The sequence below is a fragment of the Bacillus sp. BC05(2025) genome (assembly GCF_056725905.1).
This window is the reverse complement of sequence record NZ_JBWYRA010000004.1, coordinates 43,272-63,251: the sequence shown is the minus strand read 5'-3', so window position 1 is coordinate 63,251 and position 19,980 is coordinate 43,272. Positions and strand designations below refer to the sequence as shown.

Genomic DNA, 19,980 nt, shown 5'->3' with positions numbered 1-19,980 from the left:
AGAAGGGATGTAACGCATTGTTACATCCCTCCTTTTTTACTTCGTATATTGCATACGTTTTTGTTGTTCGGCAATATGTAATTCTGGATCATGTTGTTCTACTAAATGGAATAGTTCTTCAATTAACACTTCTAGCTCCTGTACACTATACTCCGGTTTCCCTATTAACGTATTCGCCATACGCTCATATAAGTTTTCAGGCTTAATAATCATTCGTTCCACATTATATGGCATCCATTTAAACGCTGGGTGATGTACATACATTTTATTCAAACCAAATAAGACCCCAAATATATTCCTTTGCGCTTCACAAATAACATCATATAACATAAGCCAGTCTTTTCGTTTTAAAAGCGCCTCTCGATTATGCCAGCGATTGCTTAACCAAAGGTTTTCTAAAATCATCCGTTTTGCTAGGTCTTCTGGATATGCTACCACCCTATCTTTTAATTCATGTACTTTCTCTTCTCCATACAAACTAACACCATCATGAACGGATGATACGATACATTGTTTTTCATAACTTATATCATATTGAACCACCACATCCTCAATAACTTTCTCTACTGTTTCTGTTAAAAAGTTACTAATCTCTAATTTAATTCCTTCTTTCGTCAAATATGTTTCCGACCATTCTTCTTCCTCGTAAGGATGGTATGACAAAATTGTTCCACCAATATAGTTAATAGGCCCTTTACGATCCTCATCCTCTGGTGGCATTGACCATAAAATATGTAGTTCTATATCTGAACGTTCATCTTCTAGCTTTCTAGCTACTGAACCCGCTAAAATAATAGCCTCTACTTTTGGATTTCTCCTATAAATCTCCGACATTTCTATTGCTTTCTCTTTTAATCCCACTTCATTTCCCCCTATAATTGCAGTACAACTTCGCTTTTTATTTATCTATTTCGATATTACGCATTGCATTTCCTTTTCAAAGTTCCACTGAATCATATTTCCACCCAATAACGCTGAACAATTTCACTTGTATGAGAAGAAACCACTTCATCTTCTAACACACCACCAACCTTTTGAATCGTTTTAGCAGAGCCGATATTCGATTTATCACAAGTTATTAACACTTTCTTCAATCCTAATTTTTGCGCTTCACCCAATGCAAGTTTCAATTGTTTTGTCGCGTAACCTCGGCGACGTTTATCCGGATGTACACTATATCCAATATGACCACTTTCCCGCAATAATTCTTCGTTTAATCGATGTCTAATATTCACAAAACCTATAAGTTCCCCTTTTTCAAAGCTTAAAAATTGGCTAGATGGTACTCGATTACCTTGTAAGTTTTCTCCCACTTCTTGTATACTCACTTTCTCAAACCATTCATCGAGAGAATCAAAATTTTGTAAAGAACTACTGCCATGTGGTTGTTCTCCCGATTGTAAAAACGCATGTTTATATTCCATAATTTCTTCACTATATTCATGTATTGGTTTTAATAGTTTCATTGTTATTCTCCCCCTCTTTACAACCTAAAACAAACACCTTACTCGTAACAATTTCATGAGTAAGGTGTTTGTATCATTTTCATTCAAATAATCCCATACTCAAATACCGCTCACCTGTATCAGGTGCAATACATAAAACTTTTTTACCAGCGCCTAATCGTTTCGCGATCATAATCGCTGCGTAAACAGAAGCGCCTGAAGACGGCCCAACTAACAATCCCTCTTGTCTAGCTAAGTTTCTCATCGTCGTTAAGGCCTCTTCGTCTGCAATTTGAATAATTTCGTTATACACTTCCGTATTTAAGTTTTTCGGGATAAATCCTGGACTTGTTCCTACTAATTTATGAGGACCTGGAACACCACCTGATAAAACGGGAGATCCTTTCGGTTCTACTACTGCAATATATAAGTTTGGTAATTTCTCTTTTAACGTTTCCCCAGTCCCTGTAATAGTTCCACCAGTTCCAGCCGTTGCTACGAATGCATCAAGCTCGCCATCCATTTGTTCATAAATTTCAAGTGCAGTTGTATAACGATGAATATTCGGATTTGCTGGATTTTCAAATTGCTGCGGAATAAAACTATTTGGAATTTTCTCTTGCAATTCTAACGCCTTCGCAATTGCTCCTGGCATTCTTTGTTCTGCCGGTGTTAAAACTACTTCTGCACCGTATGCTTTCAATAAATTTATACGCTCTTTTGACATATTGTCCGGCATAATTAAAATCGCTTTATATCCTTTCGCAGCCGCGTTCATCGCTAAACCAATTCCTGTATTACCACTTGTTGGCTCAATAATTGTATCTCCTGGTTTGATAAGACCATTCTCTTCTGCAACGTGCAATAAATTATAGGCAGCACGGTCTTTCACACTGCGTGATGGATTAAACATTTCTAGTTTTACATACACATCTGCTGCGTCTTCTGGAATAAATTTAGATAAACGGACGACAGGTGTATCTCCTATTAATTCTGTAACATTTTCACATAATTTCATAGTGCATCCCCTATTCTATCGTTTTCTTATCACTTGGTAATAACCAAGAAGTAAGTCCAATTAATGGTAGACAACTACATAGTAACATAATGAATTGTAGACTATATATGTCAGCCAATTTTCCAAGAACTACAGAGCCTAAAGCGCCGAGTCCAAACGCAAGCCCTACAATTAATCCAGATACCATTCCTACTTTTCCAGGAACAAGCTCTTGCACATATACAACAATTACACTAAAACTACTTGAACTAATAAAACCGATACATAAAAATAGCGGTACGACCCATACGAGCGAAACGTGGGGCAATAAAAGTGCAAGTGGGGCTGAACCTAGCATTGAAAATACAATAATTGTTTTCTTTCCAAATCGATCTGCTAATGGACCACCAAAGAAGGTTCCTAACACACCAGCAATCATAAATGCGAATACGAAATACTGAGCATTTTTTATCGATAACCCGTAATGCTCAATTAAGTAAAATTGATAAAAGTTCCCAATACCAGCACCGTACCAAGATCGTACAAAAGTAAGAAAAACAAGAAGTAAAATAACAAATTTAATATGTGTACTTACAATCGCATTTTCCGCCTCAAGCGCAGCCCTCTTTTTTCTTCTCACAGTGCCAGTCGCTAATTCATTCCTATACCAATTTGATACGAAAATTAATAATACAATTCCTACCGCTGCAAAGGCTGTAAAACCTAAAGAACCAATTTGGCCGAGCGGAACGAAAATTAAAGCTGTAAAAATAGGAGCTAGGGAATTCCCTGTATTTCCTCCCACTTGATAAATCGCTTGTGCTAAACCTCGTTTTGCACCGGCTGCCATATAAGCAACTCGAGCCCCTTTTGGATGAAAGACTGCGGAACCTAATCCGATAAATAAAACAGAAATAATGACAATAATAAAGTTTGGTGCAAATGCAAGTCCGATCATCCCAAGCATACTTGAAAACATACCGAGAGGTAATAAAAATGGTGATGGCTTCTTATCCGAATACATACCAAAAACCGGCTGCATAATCGACGAAGTCATATTTAATGCAAACGCAATCCACCCTACTTGCATATAGGATAAATTCATCGTTTTTTCCAAAATAGGAAACAACGCGGGCACAACTGCTTGCATCGAGTCATTTAAAAAATGACCGAAACTAATCGCAAATAGTATTCGATATATCGTCGGTGTTTCTATTGTATTTTTTTTTGAAACTGCCTGCATATATGAATCTCTCCTTCCTGTACAAAATATATATTTATTACAGTAGGTGTAATAAATTCTGACTTTTGAAACATTTCTATTCTATACTGGTTTCATTTCTTTTTCCAGAAATATCACTTCTTAAATAATATATTTTTTCCATATGTTTTATCGGATTTATTTATAGAAATTTTCTATATTTTCTTTTATACTAAGGCAGAGATGAAGGGAAGGTTGACAAATATGAAGAAAAAAACAAAAGGAATCGTTGCACTCTCAATCACATTATCTATGTTTTTAACAGCATGTGGTCAAAAACAAGAGGCAACCACTACAGGAGAAAAGAAAAAAGAATCTTCAAAACAAGTATTAAACATTGTAGAAGCTGGGGAAATTTCTACACTTGATTCATCTATCGCAACTGATGGGTTTTCTTACGCTGCATTAAACAACGTAATGGAAGGATTATATATGCCTGGTCCTGACAATAAACCTGTTCCTGCAGCAGCTGAATCATACAAACTGAGCGAAGACGGAAAAACATATACATTTACATTACACGATTCAAAATGGTCAAATGGCGATCCAGTAACTGCTCATGATTTTGAATATGCATGGAAACGTGCCGTAAATCCAGAAACTGCTTCTGAATACGCACATATTATGTTCGATATTAAAAACGCAGAAAAAATAAATAAAAAAGAATTGCCAATTGACTCGTTTGGTGTAAAAGCAATTGACGATAAAACACTTGAAGTACAGTTAGAACACCCTGTTCCATACTTTTTAGGATTAATGGGATTCGCAACATTTTATCCTCAAAACCAAAAGGTTGTTGAATCACAAGGGAAAAATTACGGACTTGAAGCTGCAAATGTAGTTTATAACGGGCCGTTCCAATTAAGTGAATGGAAACATGATACAAGTTATAAAATGACAAAAAACCCGAACTACTGGGATAATAAAAATGTGAAGTTACATGAAATTAATGTAAATATCGTAAAAGATACTTCAACAGCCGTTAATTTATTTGAAAGTAAACAAGTAGACCGAATTACGATTAATTCTGAGTTTGTTGATAAATATCAAAAAGATCCGAGCTTAAAGAAAATGGAACGTCCTTCTGTGACGTTTTTCCGATTTAGTCAAAAGAATCCTTTATTAGCAAACAAAAATGCTCGAAAAGCGATTTCGCTTGCTTTTGATAAACAAGGAATTGCAACAACGATTTTAAATAATGGTTCTATACCTGCAAATGCATTCGTTCCAAAAGGATTCGTAAAAGGACCTGACAATAAAGATTTTCGCAGTACAAGTCATGTAAAAGTAGAAACAAATGCGAAAGAAGCTAAAACACTATGGGAAACTGCGAAAAAAGAAACAAATTTACAAAATGCTTCTCTTTCAATCATAACAACTGATGAGTCTAACGATAAAAAAATTAGCGAGTTTTTAAAAGGTGAACTGGAGAAAAACTTACCTGGATTAAAAATCACATTACAACCACTTCCAGTAAAAGCATTTTTAGATCGTGAAGGAAATGGCGATTTTGAAATTTCACTCTCTACTTGGGGTCCAGATTATCCTGATCCTACAACATTTTTAAATATGTTCGTCACAGACGGACCGTTTAATAAGATGAGTTACTCCAACAAACAATACGACGAATTAATTGAGAAAACGAGCTCTACTTTAGTAACGGACTTACCAGCACGTTGGAAAGCGTTCCAAGATGCTGAGAAAATCTTACTTGAAGATGATGCAGCCATTGCTCCAATCTTCCAATCAGGTCTTGTGTATTTAGAGCGTCCAACAGTAAAGGGTGTTGTTATTCGTCCATTTGCAGGAATTTATTCTTATAAGTGGGCCTCTATTACAGAATAAAAAAAAGCGATCCTAACATATATTAGGATCGCCTTCTTTATTAAATAGCAAAACGCTTATACTTTTCGTAATCACTCGTCTTACATTCTACTTCTAGTTTCGTACCTTCGTTTTCATAACTCGTAGATAAAACGTGCGCATGAGTATTGAAATAAGAAACTACCTGCCCTTGATCATACGGAATTAGCATTTCACACTTCGTATACTCTTTATAAATGTGTGAGCGAATCATTTCGACAAGCTCTTTTATTCCAACATGTTTCTTCGCTGATAAATAAACGCGGTCTTCTTGTACTTTCGGAATTTCAACATCTACCATATCTGATTTGTTATAAGCATAAATAGTTGGGATATTTTCTACTCCAATTTTCTTTAACGTTTCATTTGTAATATCAATTAATTGTTCGTAATTTGGATTTGCGTAATCTACAACGTGAATAAGTAAATCTGCTTCCGCTACCTCTTCCAATGTTGAACGGAAAGCTTTTACAAGATGATGCGGTAATTTGCTTACAAATCCGACTGTATCTGTTAATAAGAATGATTTGTTATCTGGCAAATCAATATTTCGCACAGATGTTTCTAACGTCGCGAATAACATATCTTTTTCAAATACTTGTTTTTCTTCTGTACCATTATAAATTTCAAGCATTGCATTCATCGTCGTTGACTTTCCAGCGTTCGTATAACCTACTAATGCTACAACAGGTACTTCATTTTTCTTACGTTGCTTTCGCTGCGTTTGACGCTGGGCAACAAGTGCTTCTAGGTCTTTATTTAAAACTGAAATCTGTTCTTCAATTTTACGACGATCTAACTCTAATTTTTTCTCACCGACACCTTTATTTTTTGTACCAACTCCGCCGCTCTGTCTTCCTAACGATTCACGAAGACCGATTAAACGTGGCATCATATATTGAAGGTGTGCTACTTCTACTTGCAACTGCGCTTCTTTCGTTTTCGCACGTTGCGCAAAAATGTCTAAAATTAATATGGTACGGTCAATTACTTTACAATCTAAATCTGCTTCTAAATTTCGAATTTGAGAAGGCGATAATTCGTCATTAAAGATTACCATATTCGCACCTACTTCATTTACATAGGCTGCTACTTCTTCAATCTTTCCTTTTCCAATATAATGTGACGGATTTACTCGTTGTAAATTTTGCGTCACTTGCCCAATTACCTCTACATCACAAGCTTCTGCAAGATTCGTTAACTCTTCCATCGAATACGCAAAGTCATCTTCATTACCTAAATTCACTCCAACTAAAACTGCTCTTTGTAATAATTCTTCCATATATTTATTCCTCCATTTCGATTACGTAAAATAAAAAACACAGGTCACTGCCTGTGTTTTCGTAAACGGATAAGGGTTCACCAAAGAAACAGGAGAAAGCGATACTTTCATCCTATCTCATAGTCAATAAGTCCCAAGATCATATACGTATCCACAATAAGTGTTCACCTATACGATCCCATTCTATTTATAAAGGCAAAACAAAAAGAGGGCGTATTCGTCCCTCCCTCTTTTTCACATATAAGCTTAATAAAGGGTTCCTTTAAAATAGGCAGACCAATCCCGTTCACTCTGCACACAGACAGAGCCTTTGAGCGCTATTCAATTATTGGCACAAAGTATTGAGACGTAATCTGATTAAGATCAAAGGAAGCCCCTCCGTTCATTTTAAGTTACATAAAGTGTAGCATAAGTAATTCGCTTTCACAAGATGAAACCACCTATAGAAACAGAAAGAAATTCTCTATACTTTTACTTTAATCGTCATTTTTTGCGTATTCTTCTTACATTAAAAATCACAAGAGCTACAATCAGTAACATGCCTATAGAAATGGTAACAACTTTCCACGAACTGAAACCACTGACCATTTTCCCTTTTAAATCGACTTTCTTCGTCGGAACAGATTCTTTTGCAATTTGACTTACAGCCACTTCGTCCGCCCCTGCCTCATCTAGCTTTTTCGTACCACTGCAACTATGTGTGAATAATTGTTTCTCTTCCCCTCTTTGAGAAGAAAACACTAAGTACTCTCCTCCCTCTACAAAGTGAAACACACAATCACCACCATTTGTATATACAATAATTTGCGAAGATGTTGTCCCTTTCCAAATGCCCTTCACTTCAAATAATACTTCAATTCCAACACTTTCTTCCCTTCCAATCTCAATCACTCTTCCCTTAAATACTACATCGTTTTTTTGAAAGGCATCTTCTGCTGATACATTAATACAATCACAAGCATAAGATTTCTCTGAAAAAATAATAAGAATAAAGCTACAAATAATGACAACAGGAAATATATACAAAATCCTTTTCAAGGAGCTCAACTCTCTTCATTATCAATTTTAAAAACTTCTTGTATATGATTTTTACAACACTCGCCAAATTCCTTCATAATAAGTTAAGCATTATCACTTCAATACAATAAAAGTCTTTATTGACATTTTTATAACCAGATATTAGTATCAGGTTATAAAAATAAGTTAGGAGATGTTCCCATGCATTCTAAATCTCGTATTACTGCAATTGGTACTTATGTTCCAAATCAAATATTATCTAATAATGATTTAGAAAAAATAATCGATACGAATGATGAATGGATTGTACAAAGAACAGGAATGAAGGAAAGAAGAATCGCTAGCGAAGAAGAATACTCCTCAAACTTAGCCATTCAAGCAATTGAAAATTTATGTACAACATATAAGAAAAACTTAGAAGATGTCGACTGTATCATTGTCGCTACTACTACTGCTGATTACGTTTTCCCTAGTGTTGCTTGCCAAATACAACAATACTTCAACATACCTCATACAATGGCATTTGATTTAAATGCCACTTGCGCTGGTTTCACATATGGCTTGCACGTTGGAAATAGCTTAATCACTTCTGGATCACACGAAAAAGTACTTGTTGTAGCGACAGAAACATTATCAAAAGTTACTGATTACACCGATAGAACGACCTGCATTTTATTCGGCGATGGTGCTGGTGCTATTTTATTAGAAAGAGATGAAAACAAACCAAGCTTTATCGCGTATCATATGGGCACAAATGGGCACGGCGGTATTCATCTATACAGAACAAACTTATCTACTACTATGAATAACACTCCACTGCAAACAAATGAAAAAATCGTTCAAAATGGGAGAGAAGTATATAAATGGGCAACACGCACAGTGCCAGTAGGTATAAAAGAACTGTTACATACTGCAAATATGAAAATGGATGATATAGACTGGTTCATTCCTCATAGCGCTAACTTACGAATGATTGAATCTATTTGTGAAAAATCTCAAATTCCAATACAAAAAACATTAACGAGCGTGGAATATATGGGGAATACATCTTCTGTCTCTATTCCACTCGCTCTAAATTCAGCTAGAAAAGAAAGTAAATTAAATAATGGAGACAAACTTTTACTGTACGGATTTGGGGGCGGTCTTACGCATTTAGGGCTTATTGTGGAGTGGGATTTGAGTTAAAAACGGATGAAAAAGAGGTTCTAGTCAATAACTAGAACCTCCCTTTAACTTCTTTCTCCTTTTCGAGACCATATCACAACAGGAATCAGCATGAAAGCTAAAACGCCCCCGGCTAATGACAACGTCGCATAACTTGAATTCGCCACTACCATACCTGACATCGCTCCGCCTGAAGCTCCAGCTAACGCAATAAACACATCTATTTTCCCTTGTGTTTTTGCACGTGTGGAAGGTATAGTTGCATCAACAATTTGAGCCGTACCACTTATTAAACCAAGGTTCCATCCTAATCCAAGTAAAGACAAAGCAACGATTAATAGTATTAAAGAATCACTCGGCGCTAGCGCCGCTATGACACCTGCTGCTAGTAAAATTACTCCGCCAGCTATACTCATCGTAGTTCTTCCAATTTTATCAATTAGCATTCCCGTAACGAGAGATGGAAGGTACATTGCACCGACATGAAAACCAATTACAAGACCTACTGCACTTAAAGCGTGACCGTGGTGTCCCATGTGAACTGGAGTCATCGTCATAATTGCAACCATCACGATTTGAGTAAGTATCATTACGATAGCTCCAACAGTAATACCTTGCTTGTTTTCTATTGCCTCTTCTGTTATTGGTTGCCCTTTATATGTATGCTCTTGTTTATATGCTTCTATCATATTAGCAATAAGTAACGGATCTGGACGAAGCATAACAAATAAAACAAGACCCGCCAGTATAAATGCCGCTGCTGATAAGATGAACGGACCAGCAAGTTCAGGAATCCCAATTGAATGAGCAAACCTTCCCATTACACCTACTAAATTGGGACCTGCGACTGCACCAAAAGTCGTCATTACCATCGTAATACTAATAGCGGTTGCTCTTTGCTTCTTATTCGCTAAATCCGTTCCAGCATAACGCGCTTGTAAATTTGTAGCTGTGCCCGCGCCATATATAAGTAAAGAAACTAGTAAAAGAATAATACTATTTGTTAAAGCTGCCATCACAACTCCAATAGCCCCTAACCCGCCTACTATAAAACCTCCTGCAAGCCCTACGCGGCGACCATACTTTTGCGATAACTTCCCAACAAAGAAAGCTGCTACCGCAGATCCCATCGTAAACATAGCTGCCGGTAATCCTGCATATGCATCTGTCCCAAGCATTTGCTGCGCAAGAAGTGCACCTACTGTAATCCCAGCAGCCAACCCTGCTCCTCCGAACATTTGTGAAATGCTTACGATTAGTAACGTTCGTTTATATAATTTTTGTTGTTCTTCTTCTGTATATATATGATTACTTATTAAAGCTCCCGCCTCATCTAACAAGTTCTCATCCTCCCTTTGAAATAAAATCCCCTTGTTAATGTACTATGTTTTCCATTACATATACAACGACATTTTCTATTCGTTCTTTTCATTCTAAACACTTGCTAACCATAGACTACTTATCTCATGCTATATTAAAAATACTACTATTTACAATATGCAAGGAGAAAACAATGAAAAAAAACCTAAAATTATGTGAGGTTTGCAAACAAAACCCAGTACATAAAATAGAAGGATCCGGTGAAGCAAATCAATCACAAAACTTTTTAGTTATGAATGGCAGCGTACAAATTCATGAAAATAGACTGGATGAATACGTAGACTTCATTAATACAAATAACTTTACCGATGTTTACATTAATGATCTTAGGTATAGTTTAAATCATATTAACTTTCTAGAACGCTGCCCGCAAATTGAAAGCTTACATATTAGTAGTACATGTATTACTGACTACTCATCATTATATAATTTAAAAAACTTAAAATCTTTAGCACTAGAAGAATCACAAGTTCCACTAAACTTAACAGCACTAGAAAGCTATACAAATTTGGAGGAACTTTACATACAGTGGAATAAAAACATTACAGGATTCGAATCTTGTCCTAACTTAAAAGAACTATACATTTGGAAATACAAACCGAAACAAAAAAACCTTGAAGAATTAATGTCTTTACAAAAACTTGAAAAACTAAGCATTACACAAGGGAATATTAACTCATTAAAGGGATGTAGCGCATTCCCAAAATTAAAGCATTTAGAAATCAATTATTTAAGAAATTTAGAACATATTGATGAAATTGAACACAACGCTTCAACTTTAACATACATCGAATTCAATAATTGCAGTAAAATGAAAAACCACGACTATTTACGTTATTTAACAGAGATAGAAACAGTCATTCTATCAAGTTGTGGTAACATACAAAATCTACAATTCGTTAAAGAGCTATCTAAATTAAAGCTTTTAAGCTTCTTGGATTCTACAATTGTAGACGGCAATTTAGAACCTTGCGTCGGAATTGACTTTGTTGGCTTTAATAATAAGAAGCATTATACTCATAAGTTTAATGAATTAAACAAAGATCATAAATCCACTCTAGTATAATAAAAAAACTATCCCATAAATATACTTGTGGGATAGCCCTATTCATACCGCATATACAGGTCTTTTACTATTTAACTCCTGCATCTTGCACAGATTCAATTCCTTCCGTCTTACCCTCTTTCATCTCATAATAATACGAAGGTAATTCTATATTATGTTCTAAAAGGTAATCCTCAATTAATGAAATAATCACTTTCAACGTTTTCAAACGAGCGTATAATTTATCGTTACTCGCGATAATTTGCCATTTCGCATTTGGCCTATTTGTTTTTTCAAACATTTCTTCCATTGCTTCAACATACTCGTCCCATTTTTCACGGTTACGCCAATCTTCATCTGTAATTTTCCATCTTTTTAAAGGATTGTTCTCTCTATCCTTAAACCTCTTTAACTGTTCATCTTTACTAATATGATAGAAAAACTTCCCGATTATATAATGATCATCTGTTAGTAGTTTTTCAAAATCATTAATCTCGTCATAGGCTCTCGTCCACTCTTCCTTTGTAGCAAAACCTTCAACCCGCTCAACTAACACACGGCCATACCATGAGCGATCAAAAATAGTAATTTGCCCGTACTGAGGAAGTTTACGCCAGAAACGTTGCAAGTAATGGTATCGTTTTTCATGAGGTGCTGGTGCTCCAATTGGATTTACTTGAAACCCACGCGGATCAAGGTGTTCCGTCACTCGTTTAATCGCCCCGCCTTTTCCAGCCGCATCCCAGCCTTCCATAACGAGCATAACTGCGATTTTTTCTTCTTTTACTATTTGCTGCAACGCTAATAAGCGCCTTTGATATTTTTCAAGTTTCTTATTGTACTTAGATTTCGATTCAATTCTTTTCGTTACATTTACTTTAGCAAGATATCCATGTTCCATAAAACAAATCCCCCTTGTTGTATGACAATGTTATCTTACCATACTTTTGGTAATTTCTTCATAATTCTATTCCCTTTGACTTATACTTCAAATCGAGAACCGAAATGATAAATCACATCCGTACATACTTTATAGCACATCATCAACAAATATATATTCCTATTAATATTTCAAACAAAAACAACCATCAGCTGATATATAAACAAGATAATGGTTGTTTGAAAATAAAAAGCTCTACGTGTTAACTATTCTCGATAAATATCTTCTAAAATTATATATTCATTGACTTTTCCTCACATTGATTCAACGCTACATAACAAGCTCCATATACACCAGCATCATTATGTAATGATGCTAAAGCGATTTCCACCTTATTTTGATAGATATCCATTATTTTGTCATGGAACCTTTCTTGAATTTGTTTCAAAAATGGTTCACCTTGCTCTGTAATACCTCCCCCAATAATAATTAATTCGGGGTTAAATATATAAGTAATATTTACTAAACCAGCAACAACATACTGTAGAAACTGTTCATATACATCCTTTGCCAATCGTTCTCCTCTGTACATACGTTCTATAATTTCTTCACCTGTGATTGTACCTATCTCTAGCCCTTGAATTTTTGATGCTTCTTTATACTGACGAATCAATGCCGAAGTCGATGCATATCTCTCATAACATCCCTCTCCGCCACAACTACATTTTTCTCCATTATGAACAATTATCATATGACCAAGCTCTCCTGCTAATCCTTTCACTCCCTGAAGCATTTTGCCATTTGTAATGATTCCACTACCAATTCCGGTTCCAAGTGTGATTAAAACAATATGTTCTTTCCCCTGCCCTACTCCTTTCCACATTTCACCGAGACAAGCTGAACGAACATCATTTTCAATACTCGCCACATACCCTGTCTCACTATAAATGTAATCTGCTATTTTTGTACCGCTATATCCCGAAATATTGGCAGAATACAGAACTTCCCCCTTGATATTATCAATAATCCCACACGATGATACACCTACAGAATGAATTTTATAGCTCTTTTCAAACTCATATATTACTTCACAAATGCGATACAAAATTTCTTTCTTTTGATTTTGTACTGGTGTTGTTATTTTCCCTTGTTCATGTACCATTCCTTGTTCATCAATCATTGCATATTTTATAAAAGTTCCTCCAATATCAAAACAAGCAACGTACTTCCCCATATTTCTCCCCTTCCTACTTTTAGACAATTGTAATTTCATTATAGAAATTCTCTACATTTTTAGGCTGTATGTAACCTGTTATTTCCTCAGCTGCGTTAGCCATTCCACACGCCACCGAAAAACGAAGTGCATCCTTTATCCCATACCCCTTTGCGAGTGCTAACGTTATTCCTGCAACCATTGCGTCACCTGAGCCAACGGCATTGATAGTTTTTATTTCTGAAATAATTGCCCTTATGCTTTCATCTTTCGTAATAAGTATCGCTCCTTCTCTTCCAAGTGATAACAAAACATACTGCACGCCCCTCTCGCAGATTTTAGTTGCTTCCGCAATCATTTCTTCCTGTGACACATGTTTTTTTTGAAGCAACTGACAAATTTCTTGCCTGTTTGGTTTAATTAAAAATGGTTTTCCTTGTATGCCATGCAATAATGGTTCTCCACTTGTATCTAATATGAATTTTTTACCGTTTTCAGCCGCCTTTTGTGCCAACTGTTGATAAAATGAATTTGGAATACCCTTAGGTAAACTTCCCGATGCAACAATAAACTCAAAATCTTTTACTATCCTTTCATATTTTTTGATAAAAAGAGCTATTTCATCCTCTGAAATAGCTGGTCCTGCTTCTAATACTTCAGTAGCTGACGCAGATTTTTTTGTGATTAACGCTATACAATTGCGAGTTTCTTCTTTAACGGAAACAAACTCATCAATAATTGATAAATCTTTCAATCTTTTTCTTATGAACTCACCATTACTACCACCAAGTAACCCAGCTCCTGTTACTTCTTCTCCAAGCAAACGAAGTACTCTCGATACATTAATGCCTTTTCCACCCGCAGTTTTTTCATAGTCTTTCGTGCGATGTATTTTGTTTAGTTTTAATTCTCCTAATTCATATCGCATATCAACAGATGGATTCAATGTAATTGTCGCAATCATAAGAATATCTCCTTACACACGATTTAAACTTTTGCACATCTTTATTTTATCTGCAACAACCCGTTTCATCGCCATAATTGCATCTGAAAAATATTTACGCGGATCATTTTCTTCTGGATGAGAATGTAGATAATGGCGTAATGCTGTTCCGAATGCAATTTTTAGCTCTGTTGCAATATTTACTTTACAAATTCCTAAACGAATCGTTTCTTGCACTAAACTGTCTGATAATCCAGATGCCCCATGTAGTACAAGAGGAATATTGACTTGCTTTCTGATATTTATTAATCTTTGTAAATCTAATTTTGGTTCCCCTTTATATAGTCCATGTGCCGTTCCAATTGCAACTGCCAATGAGTCAATATTCGTGCGTTCTACAAATTCTTTCGCTTGGTAAGGATCTGTATAAATTGAGTTTTCTACTTTTATATCTTCTTCTATTCCTGATAATTGCCCTAATTCAGCCTCTACTGTTACTCCATATTGTTTTGCATACAACGAAACTTCCTGAACAATCTGAATATTCTCTTCAAATGGATAATGCGATGCATCAATCATAACAGAGCGAACTCCTGAATCAATACAATTTTTAATATCACTTATATCCTCATGATGATCTAAATGTAGGCTAATTGGTATTTCATATTGCTTTCTCGCTGCTTCAATCATATGCAAAAGATATTCTTTTCCCATATATTTTATTGTGCCTGGTGTAGCAGCTATAATAACAGGTGACCTAAGCTCTACTGCGGATTCAATTACTGCTTTTAAAGTTTCTAAATTATGAATATTAAAAGCCGGAACCGCATAACCCTGTTCTTGTGCATTTCTCAGTATAAATTGAGTTGAAACAAGCATACTCTCAAATCCTCTCTTTATTCTTTTTATATTTCATTTCTCCCCCTACAACTGTTCCTATAAGATCTAAATCCTCTGTTAATATAAGAAAATCAGCTCTTTTCCCTGGTGCTATACTTCCAATTTCATTATCAACTCCAATACTTTTAGCAGGAATTAACGATCCCATATGAACACATTCCCATAACGATGCATTTGTCCATTTCTCTATATTCTTCACACCATCAATAAATCGAAGTGTACTTCCTGCTAAAGAACCCGCCTCTGTTCGGGCAATGCCGTCTTGCACTTGGACAACAAATTCTCCTAAATTATATGTGCCATCCCCTAATAAGCCCGCTCGCATACAGTCACTAACTAAACAAGTTTTGTCGTATCCTTTACATTTATATAAAATATTCACTACGCTTGGATGTACATGATGTCCATCTACAATGATTTCACCATACACATGCTCAGTTGAGAGTACCGCTCCAACAACGCCAGGTTCACGGTGATGTAATCCTTTCATTCCATTAAACGTATGCACAAAAATCGTCGCTCCTGCTTGAATCGCATTCTGGCATATCTCATAGTTTGCATTCGTATGCCCAATTGCTACATGAATATTCTTTTTCACAGCATGATGTATACACGCAATAGCACCTTTCCTCTCTGGTGCCATGGCAATTTTTTTAATTGTCCCTTCTGATGCAACAATCCACTCCTCTAACATTTCAATGGTTGGATCAATAAAATATTTAGAGTTTTGTGCACCTTTATAGACCTCCGTAAAACAAGGTCCCTCAAGAAAAGCTCCAATAATATTGGCCCCTTCCACTCCTCTTTTTTTTGCATGAGCTATATTTTTTAAAGCTTTCATTATATTTTCCGAATAATCAGTTAATGTTGTAGGTAAAAAACTCGTAACACCATTTTCCAATAACATAATAGAAATATTGTTTAACGATTCATATGTGCTATCCATTACATCATGTCCCGCTACACCGTGAATATGTGTATCCACAAATCCTGGAGAAATAATACTTCCTTCAAAATCCATTACTAACGCTCCGTCTACTATTTCTTCAACATGTTTTAGAAAGTAGCCATTTACAATATGTAAATATCCACCCTCACGAACACCATCTTCTAGTAGATACATAGATGCTTTGACATAGTAGTTCATAAATTGCTATTCCTTTCCTTTATAAGGATGTACTGTTACCCCTCGAACGATACGATTTACACTTCCACTTGGACAAGGGTTATCTGGAGTAATCCCTAATGCAATAGATTTATATAACGCTAAAATTTGTCCGTATAATATATAAATAAACGTAATATACATGTCATCTTTCAGATTGCGTCCGTCATTGCATAAAAACGTATTTGAATTTCGCCTTGCTTCCTGATTATCTTGATGTGCTATAACAATAATCTCGCTTCTTTCTTTCTCTTGAAAAAGCTCTTTTAATAAATCAAGATCATATTTTTTCGTATACTCATCATTAGATAAAAATAATACAACAACTGTATCCTTATCTAAAATTGATTTCGGTCCATGCCTAAACCCAAGTGTTGTGTCAAACGTAACTGGGATACGACCAGCAGTTAACTCTAAAAATTTTAAAGCAGCCTCTCGAGAAAGTCCCTCGAATACGCCTGATCCTAAAAATACAATTTTACGAAATTCTTTTTCTGCAATTCGTTGAATTTCCTGTTCTTGTTTTTTGATTACATCTTTTCCTAATCTTACAATATCCATAATGCTAGGTTCTAAAAGATGGGTCTGATTATAGTTACATAACATAAGTGCAGTTAACATCATAGAGGTAAAACTTCCTGTCATTGCAAACCCTTGATCGTTTGCCTCCTGTGGCATATACATAACAAAAGCGTTCTCTTTATGCTGAAATTGCTTCGCTAAATTTCCTTCTTCATTACATGTTAAAATAATATGATAAACTGAATGAATAATTTGTTCTCCTAATTGTACTGCCGCTACACTTTCTGGACTATTGCCTGAGCGAGCAAAAGACACTAAAATTGTTGGGATGTCTGGCTGAAGATAGTAATAAGGACTTGAGACTATATTTGTTGTTGGAATGCTTTCAATATGCATTTTCTTTAAATCCGTAATCCTTTTTACATATGGAACAATTGTGTCTCCAACAAAAGCGGATGTCCCTGCACCAGTGAAAATAACCCTCACTTGTTCATGATCTCTTGAAATACGTGAAAAGAAGTCTATAATTTCATGATGTTTGCTTTGAAAATTCAAATATACTTGCTCCCAAAGATCTGGCTGTTGTGCAATTTCTTTCGCTGTAAAACACGCTCCATATGTTTCTCTTATTTCATCATTTGCATGTAATAACATTTCAGAACCCCCTTAATATTAGTCCACATCTTATCACGTCATCATTACCAGTTGAATTACAATAAGTATAACTATACTTATTGTAATTCAACTGTGTAAGTAAATTTATCTCCTCTTGCAATGGTCTGTGTGTATTCAATTATATTTTCTTTCGCATATGCAATACGTTCTAGAGATAAAGATGGTTCATTCTTTTCCACTTGTAGCCATGTTGCATGCTCTTTTTCTGCTGCAATCGCTTTGAAACTTTCCACCGCACGTGTGATATGAACTTGGTATTTTGTACGGAGAATCTCGTACATTGGTGTTTCTTCTAATTCTTTCTTCGTTAAATATGGAAAGAACTTTACAGGAATATAAGATGTTTCAAATAGCATGGGTTCTTTATCAGCTAACCTTAATCTCGTAATTTGATACACCTCTTCTCCATTGTTAAGATTCATAATTTTCGATATTTTTTTATCGCAATGAATTATGGAAAATGATACGACTGTTGATGATGGAACCTTTCCAAATTTTTTCATTTCTTCTGTGAAACTATAAAAACGGACAAGACTTTGATTAAATACACGAGGTGAGACAAAACTCCCTTTACCATGTTTTTTATAAATATATCCTTCTTTTTCTAATTCTTGCATCGTCTGCCTTACTGTTGTTCTACTTACATCATGAATCTCGCATAGTTCACGTTCTGATGGAAGCTTATCATGTTCTTGTAAATTCCCAGTTTCAATTTGCTCCACAATAATATCCATTAGTTGGTAGTATAATGGTGTTCGATTATCTTTTGCAATCATGTTTTACTCCCTCATCTATAAAGTTGTTATGACCAGTTTATGGCTATTATATCGAATGAAAATAGGAATTACCATTACTTTCTCACAGAGAAAGATAAGCTTATTCTATCTGTTAAAATTTACTTGAATCGTATATTTAATTTATTTCTTTATATGCACTCTTCTTACTTTGCTAGATTCATCGATTGTTGTAACTCTGTCACATATTGCTTAAGATTTACTGTTTCACCCGTTATTCTTGATCTTTCAGCAGCAAATGCAATCAAATGACTATTTGCCGAAATCATTGCAGACGTTAAACTTTCTGTTTTATTGCTTTTTACCTTTTCGATAAAATCAGTCATAATTGCATTATCTGCTCCCATATGTCCACCTTCTATTGTTTTTGGGTAAATCGTTTCAACTTCACCTGAAAAATATTTGACCTTCAATTCATTTAATACATCATGACCATGAATTTCACCATGTGTTCCCATAATTTTAAACGTACGGCAACACTCTTTTGTAAATGCAGACATTGTAAAAGCAACTGTTACATCATTATCAAACAGCAAATTTACTACTTGATGATCCACAACATCATTGTCACAATGGTACACACAACGCCCATAAGGTCCCTTTTTTAATGCCTCCAGTCTATTTTCAATGCTTGTATCAATAGAAACCACATTCGCTGGCCATTCATCTCTCTCATGTAAATACCATTTTAAAGCAGAATATTGGCAGTTTCCCTCAACTTCACAACCATCTGTACAACGTAACGTCGAACCCTTAGGTGCATGTTCGGATTTAAAATGAGTCAAACTTCCAAAAGATGAAATCTTTTCACACTCTGCACCCACAAGCCATTGTAGCACATCCATATCATGACAACATTTTTGCAAAATCATTGAACTTGATTCAGACTTATTACGCCAATTCCCTCTTACAAAACTATGTGCTTGATGCCAATGACCGACATTTTCATTCCATTGAATTGAAACGATATCCCCTATCTTCTTTTGATCAACAATTTCTTTTAAAGTCCTATAGAATGGTGCATACCTTAACACGTGACATACCGTTAATAACACGTCATATCTCGTGGCAGCCTCTGCAATTTCCAATGTCTCTGTAGGACTTGGTGACATTGGTTTTTCTAATAAAATTTTGTATCCCTTCTCAATCGCTTGCATTACAGGTTTATAATGAAACCGGTCGGGCGAACAAATAAGCAATACATCACAAAGCTTTTCTTTCGCTAATAACTCTTCCCATGTTTCAAATTGCATATCTTCCGAAACGTTATGCATTTCAGAGAATTTCTGTCTTTTTGCATTATCCAATTCTGCAACCGCAACAAAAGTTATCTCTGTTGGATGTTCTAACGCGTAAGAAGCATAAGCGTACATTCCACGACTTCCTGCCCCAATTAATGCCGCCGTAATCATACATATCCTCTCCTATTCTATT

General features: G+C 35.5%; 17 protein-coding genes and 1 pseudogene. 3 read left to right on the top strand and 15 right to left on the bottom strand.

Annotated features, from left to right (window positions below; translation table 11 throughout):
• Positions 1-36 precede the first annotated feature (36 nt).
• From ACZ76X_RS14515 to ACZ76X_RS14500, 4 genes are all read right to left on the bottom strand, one after another.
• Complete coding sequence (locus tag ACZ76X_RS14515) at positions 37-861, bottom strand: DUF4037 domain-containing protein (RefSeq protein WP_479850783.1); 825 nt, start codon at positions 859-861, stop codon at positions 37-39.
• Between the two features lie 92 nt (positions 862-953).
• Complete coding sequence (locus ACZ76X_RS14510) at positions 954-1,466, bottom strand: GNAT family N-acetyltransferase (protein ID WP_479850782.1); 513 nt, start codon at positions 1,464-1,466, stop codon at positions 954-956.
• 79 nt (positions 1,467-1,545) lie between these two features.
• Positions 1,546-2,463 carry a cysteine synthase A gene (gene cysK, locus ACZ76X_RS14505; RefSeq protein ID WP_242277339.1) on the bottom strand — a complete coding sequence of 306 codons (918 nt, stop codon included), beginning with the start codon at positions 2,461-2,463 and terminating at the stop codon, positions 1,546-1,548.
• 10 nt (positions 2,464-2,473) lie between these two features.
• Positions 2,474-3,685 (bottom strand): MFS transporter, encoded by a 1,212-nt coding sequence (locus tag ACZ76X_RS14500; protein WP_479850781.1) that lies wholly within the window; start codon positions 3,683-3,685, stop codon positions 2,474-2,476.
• 222 nt (positions 3,686-3,907) lie between these two features.
• Between ACZ76X_RS14500 and ACZ76X_RS14495 the strand changes: the two genes are divergently transcribed.
• The gene (locus ACZ76X_RS14495) at positions 3,908-5,548 is read left to right on the top strand and encodes a peptide ABC transporter substrate-binding protein (protein ID WP_479850780.1); all 1,641 of its coding nucleotides are present in this window, start codon (positions 3,908-3,910) and stop codon (positions 5,546-5,548) included.
• Between the two features lie 40 nt (positions 5,549-5,588).
• Here ACZ76X_RS14495 and hflX read toward each other — a convergent pair whose 3' ends face one another.
• Entirely contained in the window at positions 5,589-6,848 is a 1,260-nt protein-coding gene (gene hflX / locus ACZ76X_RS14490; RefSeq protein WP_048527254.1) for a GTPase HflX, read from the bottom strand.
• Between the two features lie 483 nt (positions 6,849-7,331).
• Positions 7,332-7,886, bottom strand: coding sequence for a cobalamin biosynthesis protein CbiN (locus ACZ76X_RS14485; RefSeq protein WP_479850779.1), 555 nt, complete (start codon positions 7,884-7,886; stop codon positions 7,332-7,334).
• Positions 7,887-8,066: 180 nt separating this feature from the next.
• On the opposite strand from ACZ76X_RS14485, the gene ACZ76X_RS14480 reads away from it, so the two are divergent.
• Positions 8,067-9,050: a beta-ketoacyl-ACP synthase 3 gene (locus ACZ76X_RS14480; protein ID WP_479850778.1), complete on the top strand. Its 984-nt coding sequence runs from the start codon at positions 8,067-8,069 to the stop codon at positions 9,048-9,050.
• Between the two features lie 44 nt (positions 9,051-9,094).
• Here the strand turns inward: ACZ76X_RS14480 and ACZ76X_RS14475 are convergent, their stop codons facing one another.
• Positions 9,095-10,369 carry an MFS transporter gene (locus ACZ76X_RS14475; RefSeq protein ID WP_479850777.1) on the bottom strand — a complete coding sequence of 425 codons (1,275 nt, stop codon included), beginning with the start codon at positions 10,367-10,369 and terminating at the stop codon, positions 9,095-9,097.
• A gap of 257 nt (positions 10,370-10,626) precedes the next feature.
• On the opposite strand from ACZ76X_RS14475, the pseudogene ACZ76X_RS14470 reads away from it, so the two are divergent.
• Positions 10,627-11,475, top strand: a pseudogene (locus ACZ76X_RS14470) (leucine-rich repeat domain-containing protein); the annotation flags it as partial.
• A gap of 67 nt (positions 11,476-11,542) precedes the next feature.
• Here the strand turns inward: ACZ76X_RS14470 and ACZ76X_RS14465 are convergent.
• The 8 genes from ACZ76X_RS14465 to ACZ76X_RS14430 all read right to left on the bottom strand — a co-directional run bounded on the left by ACZ76X_RS14465 (position 11,543) and on the right by ACZ76X_RS14430 (position 19,958).
• Positions 11,543-12,355: a polyphosphate kinase 2 family protein gene (locus tag ACZ76X_RS14465; RefSeq protein ID WP_479850776.1), complete on the bottom strand. Its 813-nt coding sequence runs from the start codon at positions 12,353-12,355 to the stop codon at positions 11,543-11,545.
• 271 nt (positions 12,356-12,626) lie between these two features.
• A complete protein-coding gene (locus tag ACZ76X_RS14460) occupies positions 12,627-13,568 on the bottom strand; it encodes an ROK family protein (RefSeq protein WP_479850775.1) in 942 nt (313 codons plus the stop codon).
• Between the two features lie 19 nt (positions 13,569-13,587).
• Positions 13,588-14,511, bottom strand: coding sequence for a 1-phosphofructokinase (gene pfkB, locus ACZ76X_RS14455; protein ID WP_479850774.1), 924 nt, complete (start codon positions 14,509-14,511; stop codon positions 13,588-13,590).
• Positions 14,512-14,523: 12 nt separating this feature from the next.
• On the bottom strand, positions 14,524-15,369 hold the full coding sequence (locus tag ACZ76X_RS14450; RefSeq protein WP_074602300.1) for a tagatose-bisphosphate aldolase subunit GatY: 846 nt from the start codon (positions 15,367-15,369) through the stop codon (positions 14,524-14,526).
• A 4-nt stretch (positions 15,370-15,373) separates the two neighbouring features.
• Entirely contained in the window at positions 15,374-16,537 is a 1,164-nt protein-coding gene (gene nagA, locus ACZ76X_RS14445; RefSeq protein WP_001110430.1) for an N-acetylglucosamine-6-phosphate deacetylase, read from the bottom strand.
• 6 nt (positions 16,538-16,543) lie between these two features.
• Positions 16,544-17,731 carry an SIS domain-containing protein gene (locus ACZ76X_RS14440; RefSeq protein WP_074602296.1) on the bottom strand — a complete coding sequence of 396 codons (1,188 nt, stop codon included), beginning with the start codon at positions 17,729-17,731 and terminating at the stop codon, positions 16,544-16,546.
• Between the two features lie 77 nt (positions 17,732-17,808).
• The gene (locus ACZ76X_RS14435; protein ID WP_479850773.1) at positions 17,809-18,528 is read right to left on the bottom strand and encodes a GntR family transcriptional regulator; all 720 of its coding nucleotides are present in this window, start codon (positions 18,526-18,528) and stop codon (positions 17,809-17,811) included.
• 164 nt (positions 18,529-18,692) lie between these two features.
• Positions 18,693-19,958 carry a Gfo/Idh/MocA family protein gene (locus ACZ76X_RS14430; protein ID WP_479850772.1) on the bottom strand — a complete coding sequence of 422 codons (1,266 nt, stop codon included), beginning with the start codon at positions 19,956-19,958 and terminating at the stop codon, positions 18,693-18,695.
• Positions 19,959-19,980 lie beyond the last annotated feature (22 nt).